Source organism: Streptomyces sp. UG1 (genome assembly GCF_049974585.1).
Classification (GTDB): Bacteria; Actinomycetota; Actinomycetes; order Streptomycetales; family Streptomycetaceae; genus Streptomyces.
In genome coordinates this window covers 38,324-63,026 of the sequence record NZ_JBNGGG010000042.1, presented here as the reverse complement: position 1 = coordinate 63,026, position 24,703 = coordinate 38,324, and the positions used below count along the sequence as shown (strand labels likewise).

Here is a 24,703-nt window from a genome sequence, read left to right as displayed (position 1 = left end):
GAGCCGCACGTACTCTCCATGCGGCTCGCTCGCACGCCTATTCAATGGTTCGCGGCACGTTCCGGTTGCGGTCCTCTTCCGAGATCCAGGTCTCTTCGTCCTCGACCAGGTAGTCGGGACGGTCACCCCGGCTATTCTCCTCAGACCGGCGACCGTTGCGACCACCCATGCCACCGGCCATTCCGCCTACCCCGGCGCCTCGCTGAGTTCCGCCCCTGCTGCCGTGCAAGCCCGCGCCGCCGCCAGCGCCCTTGCCCGTGACCCCCTTGGCTGCACCGACCACGCCGCCACGAGACTTCGCAAGGGCTCCACGACCACCTGCACCGGCACCGCCTCGGCCAGTTGCGCCGGCTCCGGCGCCACCCATGCCGCCCATACCGGCTCGGCCTCCAGCGCCGCGGCCTGCTGCCACGCCACCACCAGCCAGACCACCGCGACCACCCGTAGCTCCGATGCCGCCCCGTGCGGCAGCACTGCGCCCGAGACCGGATGCTCCGCCGGGAGCCACGATGCCTGGGCTCTGAGCTCCACCAGTGCCGGTACCGCCACCACCGCCACTGACGCTGACAGGGCCCGTGCCAGGGCCGGTCCCCGTCAGGCCTGGGGAAATGCTATCCACCTTCGTTCGGGATGTCGGGAGCTGCGAACCTCCCGTGATACCAGGGTCACGGGGCACCGCGGGTGCCGGCTTAACACTGGTGGTGGCGCCTGCGCTCCAAGGCTTGTTGCCCGCGCGCGCTGCACCCGGTCCTCCCGCCGAAGCACTCGGCATCGTGATCGGAGGAGGCATCGTCACGTCGTTATTCGGCGGCGTAATGCCTCTGGTGTCGTCGATGGTTGGGGCGTTCTTGAGGTTCTTCGTATAGACCTGGTAGTTGGCCGCCAGCCTCTCCATCACCGCCACGGCCTGGAGCTTTCGTTCCATGCCCAGCGACAGGTTCTTCTCGTTCGCCTCGGCAACGGCGTCGGCGCTGGCGCCCGTAGCCAAGTCCTTCTTCATCTGGGAGTCATCCCGGCCGCTGTCATTGAGCCTGTCACCCGCACTCTCAAGCTTCGACGGCGCCTCGATGGGCTCCATCTCGGTAATGGCAGCGTCGAGGTCCTTGCTGATCGCAAAGAGTTGCTCCGCCGTGAAGTTGGCGTACGCGGCACCGTTCCGAATCTGGGCACCGACTTCGTCCGCCCTGCGCTTAAAAGCTTCGGCCGCAGCACCTTCCCAGTGTTCGAGGACGTTGTCGACAGCCGTCTGGAGCGTCCCGGCGATACTGGTCTTGGACGGCGTTGTGTCCACCGCACCGGTCTTTCCATCCCCCTCGCCGCCGGAGAGGAGTTGGTGGACGCTCTTCCAGTGATCCCCAGCCACGGAGATTTGTCCGGGATTGGAGTTCATGATCATTTTGCGGAGGCCGTTGACCGAGTACTGCATGAAGTCCGTCTTGAAGGCACCGCGATCGATGCCTTTGCCGTTGCGTGCGACCGTGTCGGACTCAATGCGGCGGTCGTGATCCCTTTGCTGACTCGTCGCCCGTTCCTGCTGCTCCCGGGCCGTCCGCCCCTCCACATTATCTACATTGTCACCGGCCACGCCCTGCTCCCCTCGTCAATGCTTTTCCGGAACCCGCCGCCGCTAGACCATCGCGTCATTCGTGGAACCACCCGAGCCGCCCCCCACGCTGTGCTTGATCTCCTGCTCCTCGTCGTTGTACCTGTCCCGGACCTTCGAGGTTTTCGTGCTGAAGTCGTCGATCAAGTCGTGGAGCTTCTTGATCATCTCCTCGATCTTGATCTTCATTTCACTCTCAGCCGCCTTCAAGTCCTGGGCTTCCAGGAATCGACAAGAACCATCTGAAACCTGGCCGAAGGCATCCGCCGGGATATGCGTGTCGTACTTCGAACTGTTCCCGGCCTTATCCATGTCATCCAGCAGCCGCCAGAGCCTCCGGATGACCTCATCCAGCGCGCTCAGATCAACCCGCATTCCGTTACTCATACCCCGTTGTCCTCTCCCCTGTTTCTCAAGTTGTCAGCACCCGCTCGATGCCCGCGCCAAGTCATCGTCCAGCCCTGTACGACCCGTACGACGTAGCAGCCCTACCGGCCTCCGCAGCCCGCCGACTACGCCAGTCCCGCACAGCAACGCCACTCCCCGCAACCACAAGCGCGAGCACAAGTCCCGTACCCAGCACATAGATAGCTACCCGGCGCTCCCGCTCCGCCTCGCTCTCCCCCATGGTCACAGCCATGGGCACGACCCCACCCACTCCGGCCGTACCCTGCTGATCCGGCTTCGGAGAAGTCCCCGGCGTGGAGCTGTCCGTCAACGCAGCAACCGGATCCACTACACCCCACCCAATGAACCGGTTGGGCTCCCGCCCCGGCCGCTGGGCCGTTTCCTCGATGCGGGTGGCGATCTGGGCCGCGGTCCAGTTCGGGTATTTCTCCTTCAGCAGGGCCGCGACCCCAGCCACATACGGCGCCGCGAAACTCGTGCCGTCCGCCGTGCACTGGCCGTCCTTCGGGACTGTGGAGACCATGCCGACGCCCGGTGCGGCTACGTCGACGAAGTCGCCGGACTGGGAGAAGAAGGCGCGTTCGTCGTTGCGGTCGGAGGCGGCCACCGCCAGGACCCCGGGGTACGAGGCCGGGTAGGTGTTCGCGGACTTGCCGTCGGCCCCGTCGTTGCCGGCGGCCGCGATGATGAGGGCGCCGTCGTCCACGGCCGACTTCACCGCGCGACGCAGGCCCTCGTTGTCCTGCTTGTTCGCGGTGTCGGACGAGATGTTGATGATCTTCGCGCCGGCGGCCACCGCGGCGCTGATCGCCTGGGACATCGTCCCCGAGTTGCCCTGCTTCTCCTCCCCGCCCGTGTAGCGGTAGGAGAGAATCTCGGCGTCGGGCGCGATGCCCACGAAGCCCGTGCCCTTCAGCGGGCGGGCGGCGATGATGCCGGCCACCCGTGTGCCATGGCCTTCGAGGTCCTCCGTGGCGGAGCCACCGACGTAGGACTTGCCGCCGTCCACCGCGCCGCGCAACTGCTTGTTGCTGTCGTCGACGCCCGTGTCGATCACCGCCACCTTGACGTCCTTGCCCGTCGCCTGCGCCCACAACTGGTCCAGGAGGATCCGCTGCAGTGACCAGGGCGTGGACTTGATGACGTCACCGCCGAACACGCATTCCGAGGTGGCCGACAGGCCGAAGTCCGGGTCGCCGGCGGCAGAAGCGGGACCGGAGGAGTCCAACACATGGGTGGGGGCCGCCGACACGGTGGGCGGTGTCGCGGCAAGGCATACCCCGGTCACCGCGAGCACGCCGAAAACCCGCTGCAGTGCGCGGGTTCCACTGTTGCGGCCGGTGCGGCTCCGCGAACGGGCTGTCCGGTCCTTCACGTTCGGGCCCTTCACGTTCAGGCCTCTCATGCTCAGGCCCCCAGGGTTTCCTTGCTTCCTTCGAAGCTGGGTCATGTAGGTGTCACGGGTGTAGCGATGAGTGTGAATGTTTGCGGGATTTGCTGTGTGCGCCCGTGCGGGAAGCATGTCCGGAGCCATGTCGGGTGCCACGTACGGACCTGCAGCGGGAAGCATGTGCGGACCCGCCGAAGGCGTGTACCGCCCTGAAGCAGAGTTCGGCCCAGCGGACGCCGCGGCGTCGGCTGGGCCGAATCTCTTCATCTCATACCCTCGAGGCGCCGACGGGTCAGGCCCAGGTGTTGGCGTTGCTCTTCTCAGTGGCCTGGTAGTTCTCGGCGGCGTTCTGGAGCGCCGTCGAGATCTTCAGCAGGGTGGCGTGCAGGTCCGCGGCGGTCTGGTCCCACTCGCGCTGCTTGCGCTGGTAGCCCTCCTGCGCCTCACCCTCCCAGGACTGGGCGACGCGCTTGACGGCGGCCTCGAGGTCGTCGAGCTGCTGCTTGATGCGGCCGGCGGTCGACTTCACGTCCGTGGACGCGTTGGTGATCGTTGCGTAATTGACGAGGATCGACATCGTCATTCCCTTTCAGGAAGAGAAGATTCGTTGGAAGTCTGTGGAGTGAGTGGACTGGGTGGAGTCAGTGGAATGAGTCGAGATCGACTGGAACCGGAACCGGCTGGTTCCAGGTCATTCCGCTCGGCTCCGTCAGCCGAAGTCCGACATGATCTTGCTGATCTCGGAGTTCTGCTGCTCTTCCGACGCGGAGTAGTTGCTCCGCGTGGAGTCCACGGCTTCCTTGATGTCGTTGAGGATGTCGCTCATCCGCTTCGCGTCCGCGTTCCAGCGGTCCTGGAGCTGGCGGTACGACTGGGCCGCCTGGCCCTTCCAGCCACCGGCGATCTGGTCGATCACTCCGTTGAGGCGGCGGATCTCGCCCTGAAGCTGACCGTTCACGGTGCTGATGTCGCTGGAGAGCTTGGTGAGTTCGTCCTCTGTTACCCGGAACTGGCCGGCCATGATGAACCTTCCCCCATGTCGTCGTTGGTCCGGGAAACCTGAGCCGGTGCCCGGAGGAGCTTCGCACGCCTGAGCGCTGCAAACACTCTATCGTCAGCCTGTCACTCAACCACAGGCCAGGCCAATCAGTTACACGGCTCACACACTTGGGCGATGAACCTGTGACCCGTGCGGCCGTCTTACTCTCAAGTGCCCACGGCTGTATGCCCGTTGGTCGTCACTGGCTCTGCGGTTGCGACGCGCTCGTGGTGTCCAGAGTCGGACCCTTCGGGATGAACGTCGCCCACGTCTGCGGCACGATCGCGGGCTTTGCAAGGTCCTCGTAGCCCAGCCGCGTGCGCGCCTTGTCCGTCTCGCTCGCCCCGCCCTCGGACGACCCCGACGAAGAGGAAGAAGACGACGAAGACGATGCATCGCCGGCGCTGTCCTTCGCCTCGCTGTCGTTGCTCGCCGGCAGCGAGTACCGCAGGCCCGTGTCGGTCAGCAGGTACACCGCGCCGCCGCCTCCGGCCGAACCCGTGACCTCCTGGAAGAGCAGGCCCGAGCCGGACGAGACGTACGCGCTCAGGGAGTCGGTGATGACCTTCTTCGGGTAGTTCGTGCCGGCCCACGCGGCCAGTTCCGGCTTCTTGTCCGCGCCGAAGCCGCCCTTGTAGACGCTGCACGAGGTCATGCCGGCCTCGCCGGACGCCGTGGCCGCGGCGTTGGCCTGCCTCGGGACGTCCTCGGGCCAGCCGGTGTTCGCGTAGAAGCGCGTCGCACCGCCCTTGTTGGCCTCGACGATCTGCGGGGTGTTCACCTTGACGGGGGTGTCCCCGTCCCGTGCGAACAGCAGGTTGGCGACGAACGGCGTGACGGCGGCGACCTTGTCCTTGAGGACGACGTAGTACTGCTCGCGCTGGGCGTCCTGTGCCCTGAGCACCTGGCCCACCGTCGTCACGCCGGGGAGACCCTGGACATTGGTGGGATCGCCGTCCCCCGGGACCTCCGGGAAGGTGATGTCCGTGCCCTTGTTGAGGGTGTTCAGCCACTCCTGGCTCACCGGCTGCGGCTCGGCCGTGGTGCTGCTGCCGATGACGGCCGAGCGGAGCTGCTCCATCGCGACCTCGTCGAGGTCCGACTCGCCGCCCAGCTCGAAGCGGTTGCCCCGGCCGTCGACCAGGTACCGCTTCTCGGTCCTGGTGTCCTCGACGTACAGGGCTTCACGGGAGTCGACCTTCCCCGCGTTCGCGAGTGACTTGGCGTCGTCCGCGTCGAAGACGAAGACGGCGCGGTCGAGGGCGCCCTGCGAGCCCGGGGCCGGGCGCTCGCACACCGCCCAGGTCTTCGGTTTCTCCGCGTCGTCCTTGGAGGGCAGGCGGTCGGGGGCGTAAGGGATGCCGACCGTCGCGCCGTGCCGGATGCCGCTCTTGTCGATCTCCTTGCCGGGGACCTCGAGGACGCTGCCCTTGCCCTTGTCGAGCAGCAGCTTCGCGGAGGCGTAGTTGAGGACGGGGTGGAGGACCTTCTCCACCTTGCTGTCCTTCGGGTTCGGGTCGAGGACGACGTAGCGCGTCGTGGAGTCGCTGTCCACGATGATGTGCTCGCCCGGGGTGTCCCAGCCCTTGGGCGCGGTGGGCTTGATGACGCCCCACGCGATGAAGCCGATCACCAGCACCACGCCCACCGCCAGGCTGGGCATCACCGTACGGACCGGACGCGGCGCGCCTTCCTCCGAGCCGCCGGGCGACGGCGCGAGGAACGCCGCGACGGTGCGCTTGCGAGCGAAGGTGTAGGCGGCGAGCTCGTCCCGACGCTGCTTTGCCATGGTCCCCGTTTCTCCCGTTTGTCGTGCTCAATCGCGATTGCGACGCTACGTTCGCGCTACGTCCGCGCTTCGACCGTGCTCCAAGGGCCACTTCGGCCGCGCAGGCACCCATCGGGCACCTACTATGCCCTGCGCCACGCGAACGCGATTCATCAGGTGCGCGGCCGCCCCCGCATCTTCACAGAGCTTCACGACAGCGCTCCCCCATGCGGGCTCGGTCCGTGAAAGGCTGGCCACCTGGGGTTTCGGTGTCCCCTGTGTCGCCTCGGGTTCCGCAGCGGGTACCGTGTGCCACTCGCATTGACGATGAATGATTCACGATGTGGGCCCGGCCGACGGCCACTACCGGCCACTACTTCGCGAAAGGGATGTCCCGGGGGATGAGCAGCGCTACGAGCACCCGGCGCGGACGCCGCGCACAGCAGCAACAGGGAGGCCCGGGCGGCGGCAGACGTACGTCGGGCTCTCCGGCCGCCGCACCCGTCGCCGCATCGCCTCGTACGCTGCCCCGGCCGGGTGGTCTGGGCCCGGTGCGGCTGCAGCAGCTCATCCTGGTGGAACTCGCGGCCGCGGTGATGCTGGTCGCCTGGGCCGCCGACGCGTCCTGGCTGCTGGCCCCGGCCGGCGCCGTGGCGGCGCTGCTGCTCCTGATGGCCGTACTGCGCCGGGGGCGCCGTCCGCTGCCCGAGTGGTACGAGACGACGCGGGCGCTCAGGCAGCGTCGACGCGACGCCAAGATGCCCGTCCCGCCTGGCACCGACGCGATGCTGGCCCCGGTCGTGGAGTGCGACCCCGCGTTGCGGACGTACTCCTTCGTCTCCCGTGACGACCGTTCGATCGGCATGATCGGCGACGGGACCTTCCTGACCGCCGTCCTCTTCGTCCAGCCCGACGACCAGCCGCTGCGTCCGGGGGCCGCCGGGCGGCAGTTGCCGCTTCGGCTGATCCAGGACGCCCTGGAGGTCGACGGGATCCGGCTCGCCTCCGTCCAGGTCGTGCAGCACACCCAGCCGGCGCCCGCGCCGCACCTGCCGCAGCAGTCGCTGGCCGCGCGGTCGTACGGCCCCCTGCAGGCGCAGTCCGGTTCTCCCGCGCTGCGGCTCACCTGGGTCGCGCTCAAGCTCGACCCGGAGCTGTGCCCGGAGGCGGTGCAGGCCCGCGGCGACGGCGTTCCCGGTGCGCAGCGCGCGCTGCTGCGCGTGGCCGACCAGTTGGCGAGCCGGCTCGCCGGTGCGGGCTTCAAGGCGACCATCCTGGACGAGACCGAGCTGGTGCAGGCCCTCGCGACGTCCAGCTGCCTCAACCCGCGCGCGAACGCGCAGCATGGCCAGGACGGGCGCACCCAGCGCCGTACGGTCGAGGCGGTGCGGACCTGGCGGGTCGACGACCGGTGGCACACCACGTACTGGGTCTCCCGCTGGCCGCAGTTGGGCAGCGGTGGTGCGGCGCTGCCCGAGCTGGTGACGCGGTTCACCTCGCTGCCGGTGCTCGCCACGACGTTCAGCATGACCCTGAGCAAGGCCGGTAACCGGGGTGTCTCGCTCACCGGCCACATCCGCGTCACCGCCCGCGGCGACAGTGAACTCGGCCAGGTGGGGCGTGAGTTGGAGCGGGCCGCGAGTGCCTCGAAGGTCGGCCTGGTCCGTCTCGACCGGGAGCAGGTCCCCGGCGCCCTCGCCACTCTGCCGCTCGGAGGTACGTACTGATGTCCCACCCCGCCCCGACGATGCCCCCGGGACAGCAGGGCCGCGCGCCCGGACGCACCCCCGCCCATGTGGCCTCGCCCACCGACACCGGCATGATCCCGATCATCCGGCAGCCGGAGCCGCAGCAGCAGCAACGGCGCATCTTCAGCCCCGGGTTCGGGCTGCGCGGCCCGCGCCGTAACCGCCATGTCGTCACCGCCGACGAACTCGCGGCGATCAGCATGCCGATCGGTGACGACGGCGTCATCATCGGGACGGACCCGGAGTCGCACCCGGCCGTGCTCGGACTGGCCCGTCCGACCCCCTTCGACGTCGTGCTCGTGGGCGGCCTGTGGCTCGCCCATGTGCTGGCGCTGCGCGCCGCGGCGACGGGGGCGCGCGTCGGCGTCGAGACCGGCCGTCCGCAGGCCTGGCAGCAGTTGGCGCAGGCGGCGGGCGGCGGCCAGCAGTGCGTGACCGTCTATCCGGTGGGGCGCGTGCCCGCGCAGGGCCCCTCCGTGTCGAGTCCGGTCGTGCTGTTCCGGGACTGCGGTATCCGCCCGCCGCGCGGTCGGGTGACGTCCGTGCCGTGGCAGTCCGTGGTGACGGTGCTGCCCTTCGTCAGCGAGCACGCGCCGCGCTTGTTGTCGCAGGCCCATCTGGTGGGGATCCAGCGGATCTCGCCCGTCGAGACCGAGACCGTACGGGACACGCTGGGCGTTCCCGAGGACCAGCTCCAGCATCTGCCGACCCTGCACGACGGGGTCGCCCTGTGGTGCACCCGCAAGCACCAGAAGTTCGTGATGACCGAGCCGACCGATGCGGAGACGGGCCTGCTCGGCGTGGCCCGCCGCATGGACTGACTGACGCGTCGTCGTCGCGGGCGCGGACCTGAAGGGCCGGAAGGATCGGAAGGGCCGAAGGGCCAGAAGGATCCGACGGACCTGAAAGGCCTGGAGGGCCTGGAGGGCCTGAACAGGCCCGCGCCCAGGGGGCTTTCCGTCGCTGCCCATGAGGCTCTTCCGTCACCGCACCCCGGGCTATACCGTCCGCGCCATGGGGGCTTTTCCGTCCCGCCATGCGAGTGATTAGGCTTCTGGTGGTGCGGTGACGATCGCAGTCGCGTGGGACTCGCCACTCGGTCCGCCCGGCCGCGACGACGACCAGCTCAGCAGCAGTGGCTGACCAGGAGGCAAGCAGTGAACAGGGATCGGTCCGAGTACAACGGCGGGAGCCCTTCCTCGGACGGGGACGATCACGAGGTGGATCTCACGGGCGAGTTCGAAATCGTCTACACACCTCCCGCCTGGTACGCCCAAAGCACACAGGGTGGCTCCTCCGGGGGCGGACAGCCGGACTCCGGCCAGGCCTCACCACCACCCCCGACCGGACCACCGATCGGGTCGCCCACCGGGCCACCCGGCGTTCCCGCGTCCCAGAGTCCCGCGCAGCAGCCGCCCGCACCGGCGCAGCCGCAGGCCCCTGGTGTGCCGCAGCAGCAGCCCGCACAGCCCTCGCAGCCGGTACAGCCGCCCCAGCACACGCCGGCCCAGGGCACACCCGCGAACCAGCAGAACCCCGCCGCGGGTGGCTACGGCTTCCCGCAGCAGCAGTTCGCGCAGGGTGGCGCCCCCGCGGCCGGCGGATACGGCTACCCACAACAGCCGGGCACCGGTGCGCCGCAGCCTGGCCAGGACACCTCCGGTGGCTTCGGTGCGCCTCAGCCTGGTCAGGACACCTCTGGTGGATTCGGAACACCCCAGCAGAACCAGGCCACTTCGGGCGGATACGGCTATCCGCAGCAGAACCCGGACACCTCGGGCGGATACGGCTACCCCCAGCAGCAGGCACCTGCCCAGCCGCCGGCCGCAGCCCCGGCCGCCCCCGCCCCCGCCGCGCCCACCCAGCCGCCGTCGGCCGGGCCCGCCGCACCCGGCTTCCCCGTGCTGCGTCCGGTCGACGAAGACGCCCAGGCCGCTCAGACCGCCCAGGCCCCCGCTCCCACCCCGACCGCCACCCCGCCGACCGGCGTCCCCGCGGCGCCCGCCCCCGAACAGCCCGCCCCCGCCCAGCCGGTGGCGGAGCAGCCCGAGGTCGAGCTCAACCACGCCGCCGCCGACGCGGAGGCGGCGCGGCTGTTCGGCGGCGATGACGACGAGCCGGAGGCGGAGCGCGCCGACGAGCCGGAGCCGGGTGACGCCACCGGGTCCGTGTCCATCGCGGAGGGCGACGAGCCGACGTCGCCCCAGTCCGGCGAGTCCGACGCCGACACCGCACCGGCGACGCCGGAAGCGGAGCCGCAGGCGCAGGCAGCCCCGGCGGCGCCCGACCCACCCACGACCCCGCCCCAGCAGCCGCAGGCCCAGCCCCCCGGCCAGGTCCCCACCCCGCCCCAGCCGCAGCCCACCGGCCAGGCTCCCGAGCAGCCCCAGGCGCAGCAGCCCACGGGCCAGGTGCCCCCGCCGCCGCAGGCCGACCAGCCGCTCCCCCCGCTGCCCCAGGGCTTCGCGCCCGCGCACCCCGCTCAGGGCGCACCGCAGCAGGCAGGGCACCCGGACCCGCAGGCCGCGGCCGCCGCCGGCCAGGCCCCCGGCTACGGCTACCCGCAGGGCCAGGCCCCCGACCAGACCGGTCAGCCCGCGCACCAGACCCCGGTGCAGGGCGGGTTCGGCCCGGCGCAGGGCCAGCCCGGATACCCCGCGCAGGCCGGTCAGCCCGCACCGGTCGACCCGCGCCAGCCGCAGCAGCCCGCGCAGCCGCAGCTGCCGCAGCCCGCCGGGTACGGCTACCCGCAGCAGCCGGCGCAGCACCCCGGCCAGCCCCAGCAGGGCCAGCCGCAGCCCCCGCAACAGCCACAGCCCGGTTACGGCTACCCACCCCAGCAGGGCGGTTACGGCTACCCCCAGGCCGGCCAGCCCCAGCAGCAGGCCCCCCAACAGCCGCCGGCCCAGCAGCCGCCCCAGCAACAGCCGTCGGCACCGCAGCCGCAGGCACCGCAGCCGCAGCAGCCCCCGGCCCAGCAGAACCCCGCCGCCTACGGCAACCAGGGCTGGAGCGCCCCGCCCGGCCCGCAGGCCGGACCCGGTGCTCCCCAGCAGCAGCAAGCCGCGCCGGGCACCCCGCTCGGCTACAACGCCGCCGTCGAGCTGTCCTCCGACCGTCTCCTGCGCAACCAGCCCAAGGCCCGCAAGAACAACCAGGGCCCGTCGCGCTTCAAGCTCGGCGCCAAGAAGGAGCAGGCGGAGCGGGAGCGGAAGCTGGGTCTGATCCGTACGCCGGTGATGTCCTGCTACCGGATCGCGGTCATCAGCCTCAAGGGCGGCGTGGGCAAGACCACGACGACCATGTCGCTGGGCGCCACGCTCGCCACCGAGCGGCAGGACAAGATCCTGGCGATCGACGCCAACCCGGACGCCGGCACCCTCGGCCGCCGGGTGCGGCGCGAGACCGGCGCCACCATCCGTGACCTGGTGCAGGCGATCCCGCAGCTCAACAGCTACATGGACATCCGCCGCTTCACCTCGCAGGCGCCCTCGGGCCTCGAGATCATCGCCAACGACGTGGACCCGGCGGTCTCCACCACCTTCAACGACCAGGACTACCGCAGCGCGCTGGACGTGCTGGGCCGCCAGTACCCGATCATCCTCACGGACTCCGGTACCGGTCTGCTCTACAGCGCGATGCGCGGGGTGCTGGACCTCGCCGACCAGTTGATCATCATCTCCACCCCGTCGGTGGACGGTGCGAGCAGCGCCTCGACGACGCTCGACTGGCTGTCGGCGAACGGCTTCGCCGATCTCGTCCAGCGGTCGGTCACCGTGATCTCCGGTGTCCGTGAGACGGGCAAGATGATCAAGGTGGAGGACATCGTCGCGCACTTCGAGACCCGTTGCCGCGGTGTCGTCGTGATCCCCTTCGACGAGCACCTCGCGGCGGGCGCCGAGGTCGACCTCGACATGATGCGTCCCAAGACCCGCGAGGCCTACTTCGACCTCGCGGCGCTCATCGCGGAGGACATCGCCCGCACCCAGCAGGGCTTCGGCAACCCGAACATGCAGTACCCGCAGCAGCAGGGCTACCCGGCCCAGCAGCCCGCGCAGCCCCAGCAGCAGCCCTACGCCCAGCCGCAGCCGGGTCAGGGCTGGGGCCAGCAGGCCCCGCAGCAGCCCGCACCTGGCCAGGGCTGGCAGCAGCCGGCGCCGCCGCAGGATCCGCAGCAGGGCCAGCAGGGCTCCGTACCGCCCGGCTGGACCCAGCAGTAGCGGACGTACGACAACACGAGGGGCCGGCACCGTGACGGTGTCGGCCCTTTCGTCGTCGTACGCTTCGAGTCGCCGTAACGCCTCAGCCCGCGCCCTCGATCAGCTCACGGCAGCGCCGCACATCCCGCGCCATCTCGTCCAGCAGCGCGTCCAGCGACTCGAACTTCTCCTGCCCGCGGACGTAGGCGAGGAAGTCGACGGCCACGTGCAGCCCGTACAGATCGAGCCCGACCCGGTCGATGGCGTACGCCTCCACCGTGCGCTCGGTGCCGTCGAACTGCGGGTTGGTGCCGACCGAGATCGCGGCCGGCATCGCCTCGCCCTGGGCGTGCAGCCAGCCGGCGTAGACGCCGTCGGCGGGGATGGCGGTGTGCGGCAGCGTCTCGACGTTGGCGGTCGGGAAGCCGAGCTCCCGTCCCCGCTGAGCCCCTCGTACGACGACACCTTCCACGCGGTGCGGACGGCCCAGGATCTCGGCGGCGCCCTCCACATCGCCCTCGGCGACCAGGCGCCGGGTCAGGGTCGAGGAGAACGGCTCACCGCCGCCCGCCTCACCCGTCACGTACAGATCGACGATCTCGACCTCGAAGTCGTAGATCTTGCCCTGCTCGGCGAGGAACTCGACATTGCCCGCGGCGCGGTGTCCGAAGCGGAAGTTCGGGCCCTCGACGACCGCCTTGGCGCGCAACCTGTCGACCAGGACCTTGACCACGAACTCGGACGGCGACAGCTTCGAGAACTCGGTGGTGAAGGGCAGGATCAGCACCGCGTCCACGCCCAGCTCTGCCATCAGGTCGGCGCGGCGGTGGTGCGGGGCGAGCAGGGGCGGATGGCTGCCGGGGCGGACGACCTCGCTGGGGTGCGGGTCGAAGGTGACGACGACCGCGGGGACGCCCAGCTCACGGGCCCGGTCCACGGCGTGCCGGATGATGAGCTGGTGCCCGCGGTGGACTCCGTCGTAGGAACCGATGGTGACGACGCTGCGCCCCCAGTCCTGGGGGATGTCCTCCAAGCCACGCCAGCGCTGCACTGTGCCTGCTCCTTGTCGCCCGTCATTCGCCCATACGCTCTTACGCAGGTCTAAGGGTGCCATGCCGGGCGCCCCCGCCCCGCATCGGCATCGGCGCTGTGACGGGGTGCACGTACCGAGGCGCTGCTCAGGCGGGAACTCGTACGCCGGCCAGGTTCTCGATCATCCGGCGGGTGCTCGGGCCCACCACGGCGGACCACTCCTGTGGGGTGTCGGTGAGCCAGCCGGCGACGCGCGTGGCGAAGCCGGGGACCTGGCGCCCCAGGTCGACCAGGCCGCGGTCGAAGCGGGCCGCGCCGTCCGGGGTGCGCACGAGCAGCAGCCCGGTGTGGTGGACGAGGCCGCGCAGGTCCTCGTCCGCCCGGTCGCCGCCGCCCTCGTGGACGATCGCGTGCAGGAAGGCGTCCAGGACGACGGGGGCACGCTCGTGGGCGAGCAGGAACTCGCGAAGTTCGCGGCGCAGGGGGCGGGAGGCGGGCGTTCCGGACGTGGCGAGTACGGCGGCGAGGGCGGCCCGCACCTGTTCCGTGCCGCCGTCCAGCAGTCCGGTGACCAGCGGGAGGAGTACGGCACGGGCGCCCGGTCCGTGGTCGAGGCGCCGGTCGACGTACGCCGCCAGGTCGGCCGCGGTCTCCGGCCGGCGCTCCGCCGCCTCCTGGACGAGGGCGGCGACGCGGCGGGCGAGGGCGGGCGTGGTGACGTCGGCGAGGGTGCGCAGCGCGTCCGAGGCGTCCGGTCGGCTCAGACGGGTGCGGAAGGCCTCGAGGACCGGTTCGGTGTGGGTGGCCAGGGCGGTGGCGAGGGCGCTGGCCGGGAGCTGCGGGTCGGCGGCCGCGAAGTGCGCCAGCGCCTGCGGGAGATGGAGGTCGCGGGTGCGGGGATCGCGTACGAGGAGGGCGAGCGCGCCGCCGTGCAGGGTGCAGTCGCCGGGGCGGGCGAGCAGGGCGAGGGCGGCGTAGCGCAGCAGCTCGCGGTCGGCCTCGGTGCGGACGTGCGGCGCGACGCGCAGCCCGTAGGCCACCGCGGCGACGCGTCGCCCGGGCCGTTCGTCGTGCGCCCAGCGGTCGACGGCCCGGCACATCGCGGACGTCTCCTCCTCGGCCAGTACGGCGAGGAGTTCGTCGGCCTTGCGGTGCGCGCTGTCGACGAGCGTCTCGGTGAGGTCGTCGAGGGCGCGGTGGCGGTGCGTGTGCAGCAGGGCCTGGGCGGCGCGGGCGACGGTCGCGTGCGGGGTGGCGGGCAGGGGGCGGTCGTCGTCGAACCAGCGGGTGAGGTGGCGTTGTACGGCGGTGGGGTCGGCGGCGAGCAGGCGGGCGACGGCGTCCAGGTACCGGGGCCGGCCGGGCTCGTCGTCGGTCGGCGGGCCGTCGGCCAGGACGAGGCGGCGCAGCAGGTCGAGGCGCTCGGCGTCCGGCAGCGGCAGCGCGGTCCAGAAGTCGGGGCCGAACTCGGGGGACACGGAGCGCCGGTGCCGGCGCCAGGACACGATCCGGTCGGTGAGGAGGTGCAGCACGTCCTGGTACTGCGTCGCGTCGGGGACCCGCAGCAGGGTCTCGGCGAGCAGCCGGGCGGCCCACCAGGAGTGCCGGTCGGCGTCCAGCGCGTGGATCAACTCCTCGAGGCGGTGAGCGAGTTGGCAGGTTCCGTGGTGCCGTGGGAGCAGCAGGAGCGCCTGGACGACGGGGCCGATGCGGTGGTGCGGCACGGGCAGGGGGTGCGTGGCGTCGGGGTGGGTACGGCGGCGGTGGACCAGGGCGTGCAGGGCCTCGTCGAGGTCGAGGTGCATGCCCTGGATCCAGTCGGCGAGTTCCTCGTGGGCGAAGCGGTAGCCGTGGCCGGCGGGCACGAGGAGGCCCTCGGTGAGGACGGCGGACGCCCAGCCGGTGCCGCCGCCGAGTGTCGTGGGCGCGGGGCCCCAGGGGAACACGGCCTCGAAGGACGCGCGGTCCAGCTCGCCCTGGCCCGGTCCGAGGCTGCGGCGGGCGGCCTCGTGGACCTGGCCGGAGACCTTGGCGGCGAGGCGGCGTACGGCGGTGCCGCGCAGGCCGTTCTCGGCGGCGAGACGGACGGCGATGCGCAGGCACATCAGGTCGAGGTGGGCGGAGAGGACGTCGGCGCGGTCGAGTTGGCCGGGGGTCGGCGTGGCCGGGAGGGCGGCGCGGACCTCGGAGAGGAGTCGGAGGGTGAGCGGGTGCCGGGCGTCGGGCTCGGCGAGGGCGCCTTCCGGGATGCCGTAGCGGGCGCGGGCCTGGTGGGCCTCGTCGGGGGTGAGGTCGTCGAGCGGTACGCACGGGGGGAAGCGCCGGGTTGTCTCGCCCCCGCCGCCCCTACCCGTCCCGTCCCCAGGGGCTCCGCCCCTTCGACCCCGCCAGGGGGCTCCGCCCCCTGGACTCCCATCGGCCTGAACGGCCTCGTCCTCAAACGCCGGACGGGCTGAATGACGCCGACCGGCGCCGAAAGATGCAGCCCCCTCCGGGCGGGTGGGGGATGGGGATGGGGATGGTGCAGCCTCGTCCTCAAACGCCGGACGGGCTGGATGACGGCGACCGGCGCCGAAAGATGCAGCCCCCTGCGGGCGGGCGGGGGATGAGCACGGTGCACCCTCGCGCTCAAACGCCGGACCGGCAGAATGACCCCGACCGACGCCAAAAGAAGCAGCCCCCTGCGGGCGCGCGGGGGATGAGCACGGTGCACCCTCACCCTCAAACGCCGGACCGGCAGAATGACCCCGACCGACACCAAAAGAAGCAGCCCCCTGCGGGCGGGCCGGGGATGAGGATGGGGATGGTGCAGCCTCCTCCTCAAGCGCCCCCGGAGGCGACACCCCCAGACCGGCTGAGGTGCGCCCGGCCCCGTACAGAACCTCCTCCGGAAACTCCGCCCCCGCCCCCTCCCAGTACTCCGCCCGGCACGCCACCACCAACCGCGCCCCCGTCTCCCGCAGCCACTGCGCCGTGCCGTCCGTCCACTCGGTGAGGCGGTGGGCCAGGGCGGGAGGCATCTCCTCCGGGCCGTCCAGGAGGAGCAGGAGGGGGCGGCCGGTGCGGTGGGCGTGGTGGGCCAGTCGCTCCGGGGTCGTGTCGCCCAGGGTGGTGAGGGCGGAGGAGGCCGCCACGATCCGGGCGGCGCGCGTCAGCGCCCGGCGCGCCGCGTCCGCCACCGAGGCGTCGCCGTCCTTCAGGTCGGCGCCGCGCAGCCACAGCGTGGGGGCCGGCCGCGGGCCCCGGTTGCGGCGGGCGGCGAGGGCCGCGAGTTCCGTCGTACGGCCGCTGCCCGGCGGCCCGACGAGGGCGAGCACCGAGGCCCGGCTGCCGGTGAAGTTGTCGAACTCCCTTGCCGTGGCGGCCCGTTCGACCGGGGCCACGGCCCCCACCCCCGCATCCCCCGCCAGCGCCCCTGGTGGACCGTCCTGCCCGATCGAGGTGGCCGTCAGTTCCAGGACGCCCGCGCAGTTGAGGTCGGCGCCGTACGCGGGCACCGTGGCCGCGTTCTCGGCGAGCAGCTCGGCCAGCGGCCCGTCCCTCAGCGCCGCCAGCGGCACGGCGAACGCGGCGTCGCGCCGGCCGGAGCGCAGTGCGGTGCCGAGGACGCCGACGACGGTGCCGGTCCCGGCGTCGAGCACCGGTCCCCCGGCGGCCCCTCCGCCGAGCCGCAGCGCGTCCCGGCCGGCCGTGCCGACGGCCAGCTCCAGGGCGTCGTCGAGCAGATGGACGCGGTCGCTCGCCGTGTACGTCACGGACGCCGCGCCCAGCACCCGCGCCTCCCGCCAGCCACCGGCGGGGATCCGCACATACGCACCGGTCTCGATCCGCTCCCGCACGGTCACCGGCAAGGGGTCCACGCCCAGTCCCCCGGTGCGCACCAGGGCCAGATCCAGCCCGGGCAAGGGGGTCACCGCACTCTCCGGCACCACACAGCTCCGGTCGTCGTCGGCGAGCAGGACCAGCCGGGGCAGGCCGTCAACGACCTCGTGGCCGGTGACGACCGTGCCGTGGTGATCGACGACGAAGCCGAGACCGCGGGGCCGGCCCGCCGGATCGTGGATGCGCACCAGGGCCGCATCGTGCGGCTCCGAGCGGTGTGCGTCCTGCGCGCCGGCGTCCGTCCCGTCCCGGCCACCGTCGTGCCGTGCCCCCTGCGGCGTCCGCCGGGCGCCGCCCGCCCGCGGGCCCCGTCCCGCCATTGTCGAACCTCCCCGCCATGCGCGCCCGTACGCCCATTCGCCCGCGCCCTTTTCCGACGGTAGGCGTGATGTGATCAGCGGGACAGATCGCTTGGCGAACGCGCCCCCTTCCGCTCCCTCGGTTCACTCCGAGCGCCTGCCCGGACTGGTGAACAGGCGGGGGTCGTTGGATACACCCTAGAGGTGGGGGAACCGAGGGGGGACCGTGGAGCGGCGGGCAGAGGACAACCCCGTGACCGCCGCTCCACGGGCAGGCACCCGGAGGAAGCCGCCTCAGCCGAACACGGCCAGGCTCTTGGCCTTGCCCTTGTGCTGCTCCACGAGCGCCAGGAAGCGGCCCTCGGGGTCGAAGACGGCGACGGGGCCGGACCCTGCGTACTCGTCGGGCATGTCGAGCCGCACCCCGTTCGTGAGCAGCCGGGCCCGCCGGGCGTCGATGTCCCAGCGCGGGAACGCGGCCGCGGCGGCCTCGGCGATCGGCATCACCGTCAGCTCCTGCTGGAGCTGGTCCAGCGTCCTGGCCGAGTCCAGCTTGTACGGCCCGACGCGGGTGCGGCGCAGCGCCGTGAGGTGGCCGCCGACGCCCAGGTCGGCACCGAGGTCACGGGCCAGGGCGCGGATGTAGGTGCCGGAGGAGCAGACCACCGACACCACCAGGTCCAGCACCGCGGTGCCGTCGTCGGCGACGGCCTCCCGGACGTCGTAGACGGTGAAGGAGGAGACGGTGACGGGCCGGGCCGGGATCTCGAACTCCTCGCCGTCCCGCGCCCGCTTGTAGGACCGCACCCCGTCGATCTTGATGGCGCTGACCTTGGACGGCACCTGCATGATGTCGCCGCTCAGCTTGGCGATCGAGGCGTCGATGGCGTCGCGGGTGACCTTCGAGGCGTCGGTGGACCCCGTGATCTCGCCCTCGGCGTCATCGGTGATCGTGGTCTGGCCCAGGCGGATGGTGCCCAGGTACTCCTTCTCGGTCAGGGCCAGATGACCGAGGAGCTTGGTCGCCTTCTCGACACCGAGGACGAGGACGCCCGTCGCCATCGGGTCGAGGGTGCCGGCGTGCCCAACGCGGCGGGTGCGGGCGATGCCGCGCATCTTGGCGACCACGTCGTGCGAAGTGAAGCCCGACGGCTTGTCGACGATGACAAGGCCGTCGGGCGTGCTGTGCTTCTGCGTCATTCCGCGCTGTCGCCGTCCGTCTCGTCCTCGGAGCCGGGCTTGCGGTACGGGTCCGCCTCACCGGCGTACTTCGCGCCCGCGGACACCTCGCGCACCTTCTCGTCGGACTGGCGCGCCTTGTCGAGGAGGTCCTCGATGGTGCGCGCCGTGTCCGGCAGCGCGTCGGCGACGAAGGTGAGGGTCGGCGTGAACTTCACGCCCGCGGCCGCCCCGACGGCCGAGCGGAGCACGCCCTTGGCGCTCTCCAGTCCGGCGGCCGCGGCCTTGCGCTCCTCGTCGTCGCCGTACACCGTGTAGAAGACGGTCGCCTCCCTGAGGTCACCCGTGACGCGGGTGTCCGTGATGGTGACGTGCGAGCCGAGCCGCGGGTCCTTGATCCCGCGCTGCAGCTTCTGGGCCACCACCTCTCGGATGAGGTCCGCCAGCCTTTTCGCCCGCGCGTTGTCGGCCACTGGTCCGTCTCCCGTTCTTTGCTCTTGTGCGTTCTGTGGTCAGTCGTCGTCGCCGTGGAAGCGGCGTCTCACGGACAGCAGCTCCACCTCGGGGCGGCCGGCGACCAGCCGTTCGCACCGGTCGAGTACGTCGCTGAGGTGCCCCGCGTCGCCGGAGACCATCGCAAGTCCGATGAGGGCCCTGCGATGGAGGTTCATGTGGTCGACCTCGGCCGCGCTCACCGCGTACTTCCGCTGGAGTTCGGCGACGATCGGACGGACGACGGAGCGCTTCTCCTTCAGCGACCGTACGTCGCCGAGGAGGAGGTCGAAGGACAGAGTCCCCACGTACATGTGTGTAACCGGTTCACCCGCCGGTACGGGATCGATGGCCCTGCGATCGGTGAGGCAGGGACATCAAGAACGGTACCGCGAACCCCCCGGGGGCTCGACGGAGTTTCCGCTCGGCAAACGGCGCGCTGGCCGACGGGACCGAAGTCCCGTCGGCCAGCACGGACCGCAGGGCTGTTACACCCGCGGCTTCTCCCGCATCTCGTACGTCGCGATGACGTCGTCGACCTTGATGTCGTTGAAGTTGCCGAGGTTGATACCGCCCTCGAACCCTTCGCGGATCTCGGTGACGTCGTCCTTGAAGCGACGCAGACCCTCGATGTTGAGGTTCTCCGCGACCACCTTGCCGTCGCGCAGCAGGCGCGCCTTGGTGTTGCGGCGGACCTCGCCGGACCGGATGAGGACACCGGCGATGTTGCCCAGCTTGGACGACTTGAAGACCTCGCGGATCTCCGCCGTACCGAGCTCGACCTCCTCGAACTCCGGCTTGAGCATGCCCTTGAGGGCCGCCTCGATCTCCTCGATCGCCTGGTAGATGACCGAGTAGTACCGGACGTCCACACCCTCGCGCTCCGCCATCTGCTGCGCACGGCCGGCTGCCCGGACGTTGAAGCCGATGACGATGGCGTCGGAGCCCATGGCCAGGTCGATGTCGGACTCCGTGACCGCACCGACGCCGCGGTGCAGGACGCGGATGTCGACCTCTTCGCCGACGTCGAGCTGGAGCAGCGAGGACTCCAGGGCCTCGACGGAACCAGAAGCGTCGCCCTTGATGATCAGGTTCAGCTGCTGGACCTCGCCGGCCTTGAGCACCTTGTCCAGGTCCTCCAGGGACACGCGGCGCGTGCGCTTCGCGAAGGCCGCGTTGCGCTCGCGAGCGGCGCGCTTCTCCGCGATCTGGCGGGCCGTACGGTCCTCCTCGACCACGAGGAAGTTGTCGCCCGCACCCGGGACGTTGGTGAGGCCCAGGACCTGCACCGGCGTCGACGGGCCGGCCTCGCCGACGTTGTTGCCGTTGTCGTCGAGCATGGCGCGCACGCGACCGTAGGCGTCGCCCACGACCATCGTGTCGCCGACCCGCAGCGTGCCGCGCTGGACGAGGACCGTCGCCACGGCACCGCGACCGCGGTCGAGGCGGGACTCGATCGAGATGCCCTGCGCGTCCTGGTTCGGGTTGGCCCGCAGGTCGAGCGAGGCGTCGGCGGTGAGGATCACGGCCTCCAGCAGGGAGTCGATGTGCAGACCCTGCTTGGCGGAGATGTCGACGAACATCGTCTCGCCGCCGTACTCCTCGGCCACCAGCCCGTACTCGGTGAGCTGACCGCGCACCTTGGTCGGGTCGGCGCCCTCGACGTCGATCTTGTTGACCGCGACGACGATCGGGACGTCGGCCGCCTTGGCGTGGTTGAGCGCCTCGACCGTCTGCGGCATGACGCCGTCGTTGGCCGCGACGACCAGGATCGCGATGTCGGTCGACTTCGCACCACGGGCACGCATGGCGGTGAACGCCTCGTGACCCGGGGTGTCGATGAAGGTGATCTTGCGCTCTTCGTCGTTGACCTCGGTCGCGACCTGGTAGGCACCGATGTGCTGGGTGATGCCGCCGGCCTCGCCCGCGATGACGTTCGTCTTGCGGATGGCGTCGAGCAGTCGGGTCTTACCGTGGTCGACGTGGCCCATGACGGTGACGACCGGCGGGCGGACCACCAGGTCCTCCTCGTCGCCCTCGTCCTCGCCGAACTCGATGTCGAAGGACTCGAGAAGCTCGCGGTCCTCCTCCTCGGGGCTGACGATCTGAACCGTGTAGTTCATCTCGCTGGCCAGCAGCTCCAGCGTCTCGTCGGAGACGGACTGGGTCGCGGTGACCATCTCGCCGAGGTTCATCATGACCGCGACGAGGGACGCCGGGTTGGCGTTGATCTTCTCCGCGAAGTCGGTGAGCGACGCACCGCGCGACAGGCGAATGGTCTCGCCGTTGCCGCGAGGCAGCATCACGCCGCCGACCGACGGGGCCTGCATGGCCTCGTACTCCTGGCGCCGCTGCCGCTTCGACTTGCGGCCACGACGTGCCGGACCGCCGGGACGGCCGAACGCACCCTGCGTGCCACCACGGCCACCGGGACCGCCGGGACGACCGCCGAAGCCGGGACGGCCACCGCCGCCACCGGGACCACCCGGACGGCCGGCGAAACCGCCGCCACCGCCACCGGGACCACCGGGACGACCGGCGAAACCGCCACCGCCGCCACCACCGGGACGACCGCCGAAGCCGCCGCCTCCTGGACGCCCGCCACCGCCGGGCCGGCCGGAGGCCGGGCCACGGCCGCCCCCGGGGCCACCGCCACCGGGACGCGGACCGGCAGCAGGACGCTGCGGCATCATGCCGGGGTTGGGACGCGGACCGCCGGGGCCGCCGCCGGGACGCGGGCCGCCGCCCTGCGGACGGGGCATCGAGCCCGGGCTCGGACGGGAACCGCCCGGAGCCTGCGGACGAGGACCGCCCGCCGAACCCTGGGGACGGGGACCGCCCTGGCCCTGCGGACGCGGGGCGCCGCCGGGGGCACCAGGGCCGCCCGGACGCGGGGCACCGCCCGGACGGGGCGCCTGCGGGCGCGCCATGCCGGTGGAGCCACCAGAGGTGAACGGGTTGTTGCCCGGACGGGGACCGGCCGGACGGGCACCGGGACGCTGGCCGCCGCCACCCGGACGCGGAGCGCCGGGACGGTCACCGCGGTCACCACGGCCCTGACCGGGGCCACCCGGACGCGGAGCACCCGGACGCGGAGCCTGGCGGTCGCCGGGACGCGGCGCACCCGGACGCGGGCCGGAGCCCTGAGCCGGGGCGGCGGGAGCCGACGGGGGTGCCGTGAACTCGGGCGAGGTCGGAGCCGGGGACGCCGGGGCGGGCCGCGGCGCGGGCTTCGGGCCCGGAGTGGGACGGGGGCCGGGAGTCGCCGGGGCGGCCGGAGCCGCGGGCTTCTCGGCGGCGGCCGGCTTGGGGGCCGGCGGGCGCGGCGGGCCCGGACGGGCAGCCTGCGCCGGAGAGGGGGCTGCCGGCTTCGCCGGGGCAGCCTTGCGGGCGGGGGCGGACTTGCCGCCTCCGTTGCCCTGCTGGAGGGCGTCCGTCAGTTTGCGGACAACGGGCGCTTCGATGGTCGAAGACGCCGAACGGACGAATTCACCGAGTTCCTGGAGCTTGGCCATGACGACCTTGCTCTCCACACCGAACTCCTTGGCGAGTTCGTATACCCGGACCTTAGCCACTTCGCTCCTTTTAGGTCCGGGTTGCGGCCGGACCGTCGCTACTTCATGGGCGTACTCATCGCGTACTCATCGAGTGCTCATCGCAATCTCGACCTGCTTTCGACTCGCGAGGTACCAGGGCCGCACGGGGTTCCGTACGACGCTTCTTACGGTGTTGCCTGCTCAGCAACTGTCGTCTGCTCGACGTACCGGCGCAACGCCTTAATGTCGAGCGCTCCCGGGGCGCGCAACGCCCGCGTGAACGCCCGGCGGCGTACCGCCTGGTCGAGACAGACCGGGGCGGGGTGTACGTATGCACCCCGGCCGGGCAGCGTACCGCTTGGATCAGGGACGCACTCGTCCTTGATCGCCACGATCCGCAGCAGTTCAGCCTTGGCCGCTCGCTCCCGGCACCCCACACAGGTACGTTCAGGGCAGGCGCGGGCGCGTGTCCGGCCAGACACCTTTAAGTCTACCTCCCCGTACCGACCTCACCCCTTTGGGGCAGGATTCGAACAGTTGCCGCTCAGTAACCTGACGTGATCTAAGCGTCCTGCGGCTTGGATCTATTCCCCGGGCCTGTCCCCGGCCTGCTCGGTGTCCGGACGGATGTCGATCCGCCAGCCGGTGAGCCGGGCCGCGAGCCGGGCGTTCTGGCCTTCCTTGCCGATCGCCAGTGACAGTTGGTAGTCGGGGACGGTCACGCGCGCGGAGCGGGCCGCCAGGTCCACGACCTCCACCTTGGAGACCCGGGCCGGGGACAGCGCGTTCGCCACCATCTCGGCCGGGTCGTCCGACCAGTCGACGATGTCGATCTTCTCACCGTTCAGCTCGCCCATGACATTGCGCACCCGGCCGCCCATGGGGCCGATGCAGGCGCCCTTGGCGTTCAGACCGCTGCGGGTGGACCGTACGGCGATCTTGGTGCGGTGACCTGCCTCACGTGCGATGGCGGCGATCTCCACCGAGCCGTCGGCGATCTCCGGCACCTCCAGCGCGAAGAGCTTCTTCACCAGATTGGGGTGGGTGCGCGAGAGGGTGACGGACGGACCGCGCACGCCCTTCGCCACTCGTACGACGTACGACCGCAGCCGCATCCCGTGCGGATACGTCTCGCCCGGGACCTGCTCCTGCACCGGCAGGATGGCCTCCAGCTTGCCGATGTCCACGAGCACGTTCTTCGGGTCGCGGCCCTGCTGGACCACGCCGGTGACGATGTCGCCCTCACGCCCTGCGTACTCGCCGAGCGTCGCGTCGTCCTCGGCGTCGCGCAGCCGCTGCAGGATGACCTGCTTGGCGGTGGTGGCGGCGATACGGCCGAAGCCGGACGGGGTGTCGTCGAACTCGCGGGGCTCCTGGCCCTCCTCGAGGTCCTCGGGGTCCTCCTTCGCCCACACGGTCACATGGCCGGTCTCCCGGTTCAGCTCCACGCGCGCGTGGCGGCGGCTTCCCTCGGTGCGGTGGTAGGCGATGAGGAGGGCCGACTCGATCGCCTCGACCAGCAGGTCGAAGGAGATCTCCTTCTCCCGAACCAAGCCCCGCAGGGCACTCATGTCGATGTCCACGGCTACGCCTCCTCTTCCTTCTCGTCCTTGCTGTCCTTGCTGTCCTTGCGGCTGAACTCGACCTGCACGCGCGCCTTGGCGATGTCGGGGAAGCCGAGTCTGCGGCTGGTGGCCTTGCGGCCCTTCACTCCGGGCACTTCGAGGTCGAGGCCTTCGTCGTCGACCTTCAGGATGCGGGCGACCAGCTCGCCGCCCTCGGCGAGCTGGAACTTGACCAGCCGGTCGACGGCGCGCAGGTAGTGCCGGTGCTCCTTGAGGGGGCGTTCCGCGCCCGGGGTGCCGACCTCCAGGTCGTACGCGCCCTCGCCCATCGCGTCCGTCTCGTCGAGCTTCGCCGAGAGCGCACGGCTCACATCGGCGATTCGGTCCAGGTCCGCCCCGGTGTCGGAGTCGACGACGACGCGCAGCACACGCTTGCGTCCGACGGAGTCCACTGCGATCTCTTCGAGATCGAGGCCCTGTGAGCTGACGAGCGGTTCCAGTAGTTCTCGCAGCCTCTCGCTCTGGGTGGTGCTCATCCGGGTGACTCCTCGGCCGCGTGTGCT

General features: G+C 71.3%; 18 protein-coding genes. 3 read left to right on the top strand and 15 right to left on the bottom strand.

The genetic code is table 11. The features are described from left to right. Positions 1-37: 37 nt before the first annotated feature. The 6 genes from ACP4J3_RS38145 to eccB form a co-directional block, all read right to left on the bottom strand. Positions 38-1,585 carry a hypothetical protein gene (locus ACP4J3_RS38145; RefSeq protein WP_426540915.1) on the bottom strand — a complete coding sequence of 516 codons (1,548 nt, stop codon included), beginning with the start codon at positions 1,583-1,585 and terminating at the stop codon, positions 38-40. Positions 1,586-1,627: 42 nt separating this feature from the next. Then, positions 1,628-1,990 (bottom strand): hypothetical protein, encoded by a 363-nt coding sequence (locus ACP4J3_RS38140; RefSeq protein WP_426540914.1) that lies wholly within the window; start codon positions 1,988-1,990, stop codon positions 1,628-1,630. Positions 1,991-2,051: 61 nt separating this feature from the next. Continuing rightward, entirely contained in the window at positions 2,052-3,416 is a 1,365-nt protein-coding gene (gene mycP, locus ACP4J3_RS38135; protein WP_426540913.1) for a type VII secretion-associated serine protease mycosin, read from the bottom strand. 277 nt (positions 3,417-3,693) lie between these two features. Beyond that, entirely contained in the window at positions 3,694-3,984 is a 291-nt protein-coding gene (locus tag ACP4J3_RS38130; protein WP_426540912.1) for a WXG100 family type VII secretion target, read from the bottom strand. Between the two features lie 126 nt (positions 3,985-4,110). Beyond that, positions 4,111-4,422 carry a WXG100 family type VII secretion target gene (locus ACP4J3_RS38125; protein WP_426540911.1) on the bottom strand — a complete coding sequence of 104 codons (312 nt, stop codon included), beginning with the start codon at positions 4,420-4,422 and terminating at the stop codon, positions 4,111-4,113. 217 nt (positions 4,423-4,639) lie between these two features. After that, positions 4,640-6,229 carry a type VII secretion protein EccB gene (gene eccB, locus ACP4J3_RS38120; RefSeq protein WP_426540910.1) on the bottom strand — a complete coding sequence of 530 codons (1,590 nt, stop codon included), beginning with the start codon at positions 6,227-6,229 and terminating at the stop codon, positions 4,640-4,642. A gap of 380 nt (positions 6,230-6,609) precedes the next feature. Here eccB and eccE point away from each other — a divergent pair, with 380 nt between their 5' ends. The 3 genes from eccE (at position 6,610) to ACP4J3_RS38105 (ending at position 12,176) form a co-directional block, all read left to right on the top strand. Further along, the gene (eccE, locus tag ACP4J3_RS38115; RefSeq protein ID WP_426540909.1) at positions 6,610-7,935 is read left to right on the top strand and encodes a type VII secretion protein EccE; all 1,326 of its coding nucleotides are present in this window, start codon (positions 6,610-6,612) and stop codon (positions 7,933-7,935) included. After that, positions 7,935-8,777, top strand: a complete 843-nt coding sequence (locus ACP4J3_RS38110; protein ID WP_426540908.1) for a hypothetical protein — start codon at positions 7,935-7,937, stop codon at positions 8,775-8,777. The genes eccE and ACP4J3_RS38110 overlap by 1 nt, the downstream gene beginning before the upstream one ends. A gap of 336 nt (positions 8,778-9,113) precedes the next feature. Further along, entirely contained in the window at positions 9,114-12,176 is a 3,063-nt protein-coding gene (locus ACP4J3_RS38105) for an SCO5717 family growth-regulating ATPase (protein ID WP_426540907.1), read from the top strand. A gap of 82 nt (positions 12,177-12,258) precedes the next feature. Here the strand turns inward: ACP4J3_RS38105 and ACP4J3_RS38100 are convergent, their stop codons facing one another. The 9 genes from ACP4J3_RS38100 to rimP all read right to left on the bottom strand — a co-directional run bounded on the left by ACP4J3_RS38100 (position 12,259) and on the right by rimP (position 24,676). Then, positions 12,259-13,206, bottom strand: coding sequence for a bifunctional riboflavin kinase/FAD synthetase (locus tag ACP4J3_RS38100; RefSeq protein ID WP_426540906.1), 948 nt, complete (start codon positions 13,204-13,206; stop codon positions 12,259-12,261). A gap of 127 nt (positions 13,207-13,333) precedes the next feature. Beyond that, on the bottom strand, positions 13,334-17,389 hold the full coding sequence (locus ACP4J3_RS38095) for a trypsin-like peptidase domain-containing protein (RefSeq protein ID WP_426540905.1): 4,056 nt from the start codon (positions 17,387-17,389) through the stop codon (positions 13,334-13,336). A 273-nt stretch (positions 17,390-17,662) separates the two neighbouring features. Further along, positions 17,663-18,568: a tRNA pseudouridine(55) synthase TruB gene (truB, locus tag ACP4J3_RS38090; RefSeq protein ID WP_426540904.1), complete on the bottom strand. Its 906-nt coding sequence runs from the start codon at positions 18,566-18,568 to the stop codon at positions 17,663-17,665. Beyond that, the gene (rbfA, locus tag ACP4J3_RS38085) at positions 18,565-19,020 is read right to left on the bottom strand and encodes a 30S ribosome-binding factor RbfA (protein ID WP_426540903.1); all 456 of its coding nucleotides are present in this window, start codon (positions 19,018-19,020) and stop codon (positions 18,565-18,567) included. Before rbfA ends, truB begins: the two co-directional genes overlap by 4 nt. 39 nt (positions 19,021-19,059) lie before the next feature. After that, a complete protein-coding gene (locus ACP4J3_RS38080; protein WP_398822993.1) occupies positions 19,060-19,353 on the bottom strand; it encodes a DUF503 domain-containing protein in 294 nt (97 codons plus the stop codon). A 174-nt stretch (positions 19,354-19,527) separates the two neighbouring features. Beyond that, entirely contained in the window at positions 19,528-22,614 is a 3,087-nt protein-coding gene (gene infB / locus ACP4J3_RS38075) for a translation initiation factor IF-2 (protein WP_426540902.1), read from the bottom strand. Positions 22,615-22,760: 146 nt separating this feature from the next. Beyond that, positions 22,761-23,057, bottom strand: a complete 297-nt coding sequence (locus tag ACP4J3_RS38070) for a YlxR family protein (RefSeq protein WP_426540901.1) — start codon at positions 23,055-23,057, stop codon at positions 22,761-22,763. Between the two features lie 102 nt (positions 23,058-23,159). Beyond that, complete coding sequence (gene nusA, locus ACP4J3_RS38065; protein ID WP_426540900.1) at positions 23,160-24,158, bottom strand: transcription termination factor NusA; 999 nt, start codon at positions 24,156-24,158, stop codon at positions 23,160-23,162. Positions 24,159-24,160: 2 nt separating this feature from the next. Continuing rightward, positions 24,161-24,676, bottom strand: coding sequence for a ribosome maturation factor RimP (rimP, locus tag ACP4J3_RS38060; protein ID WP_426540899.1), 516 nt, complete (start codon positions 24,674-24,676; stop codon positions 24,161-24,163). Positions 24,677-24,703: the final 27 nt, after the last annotated feature.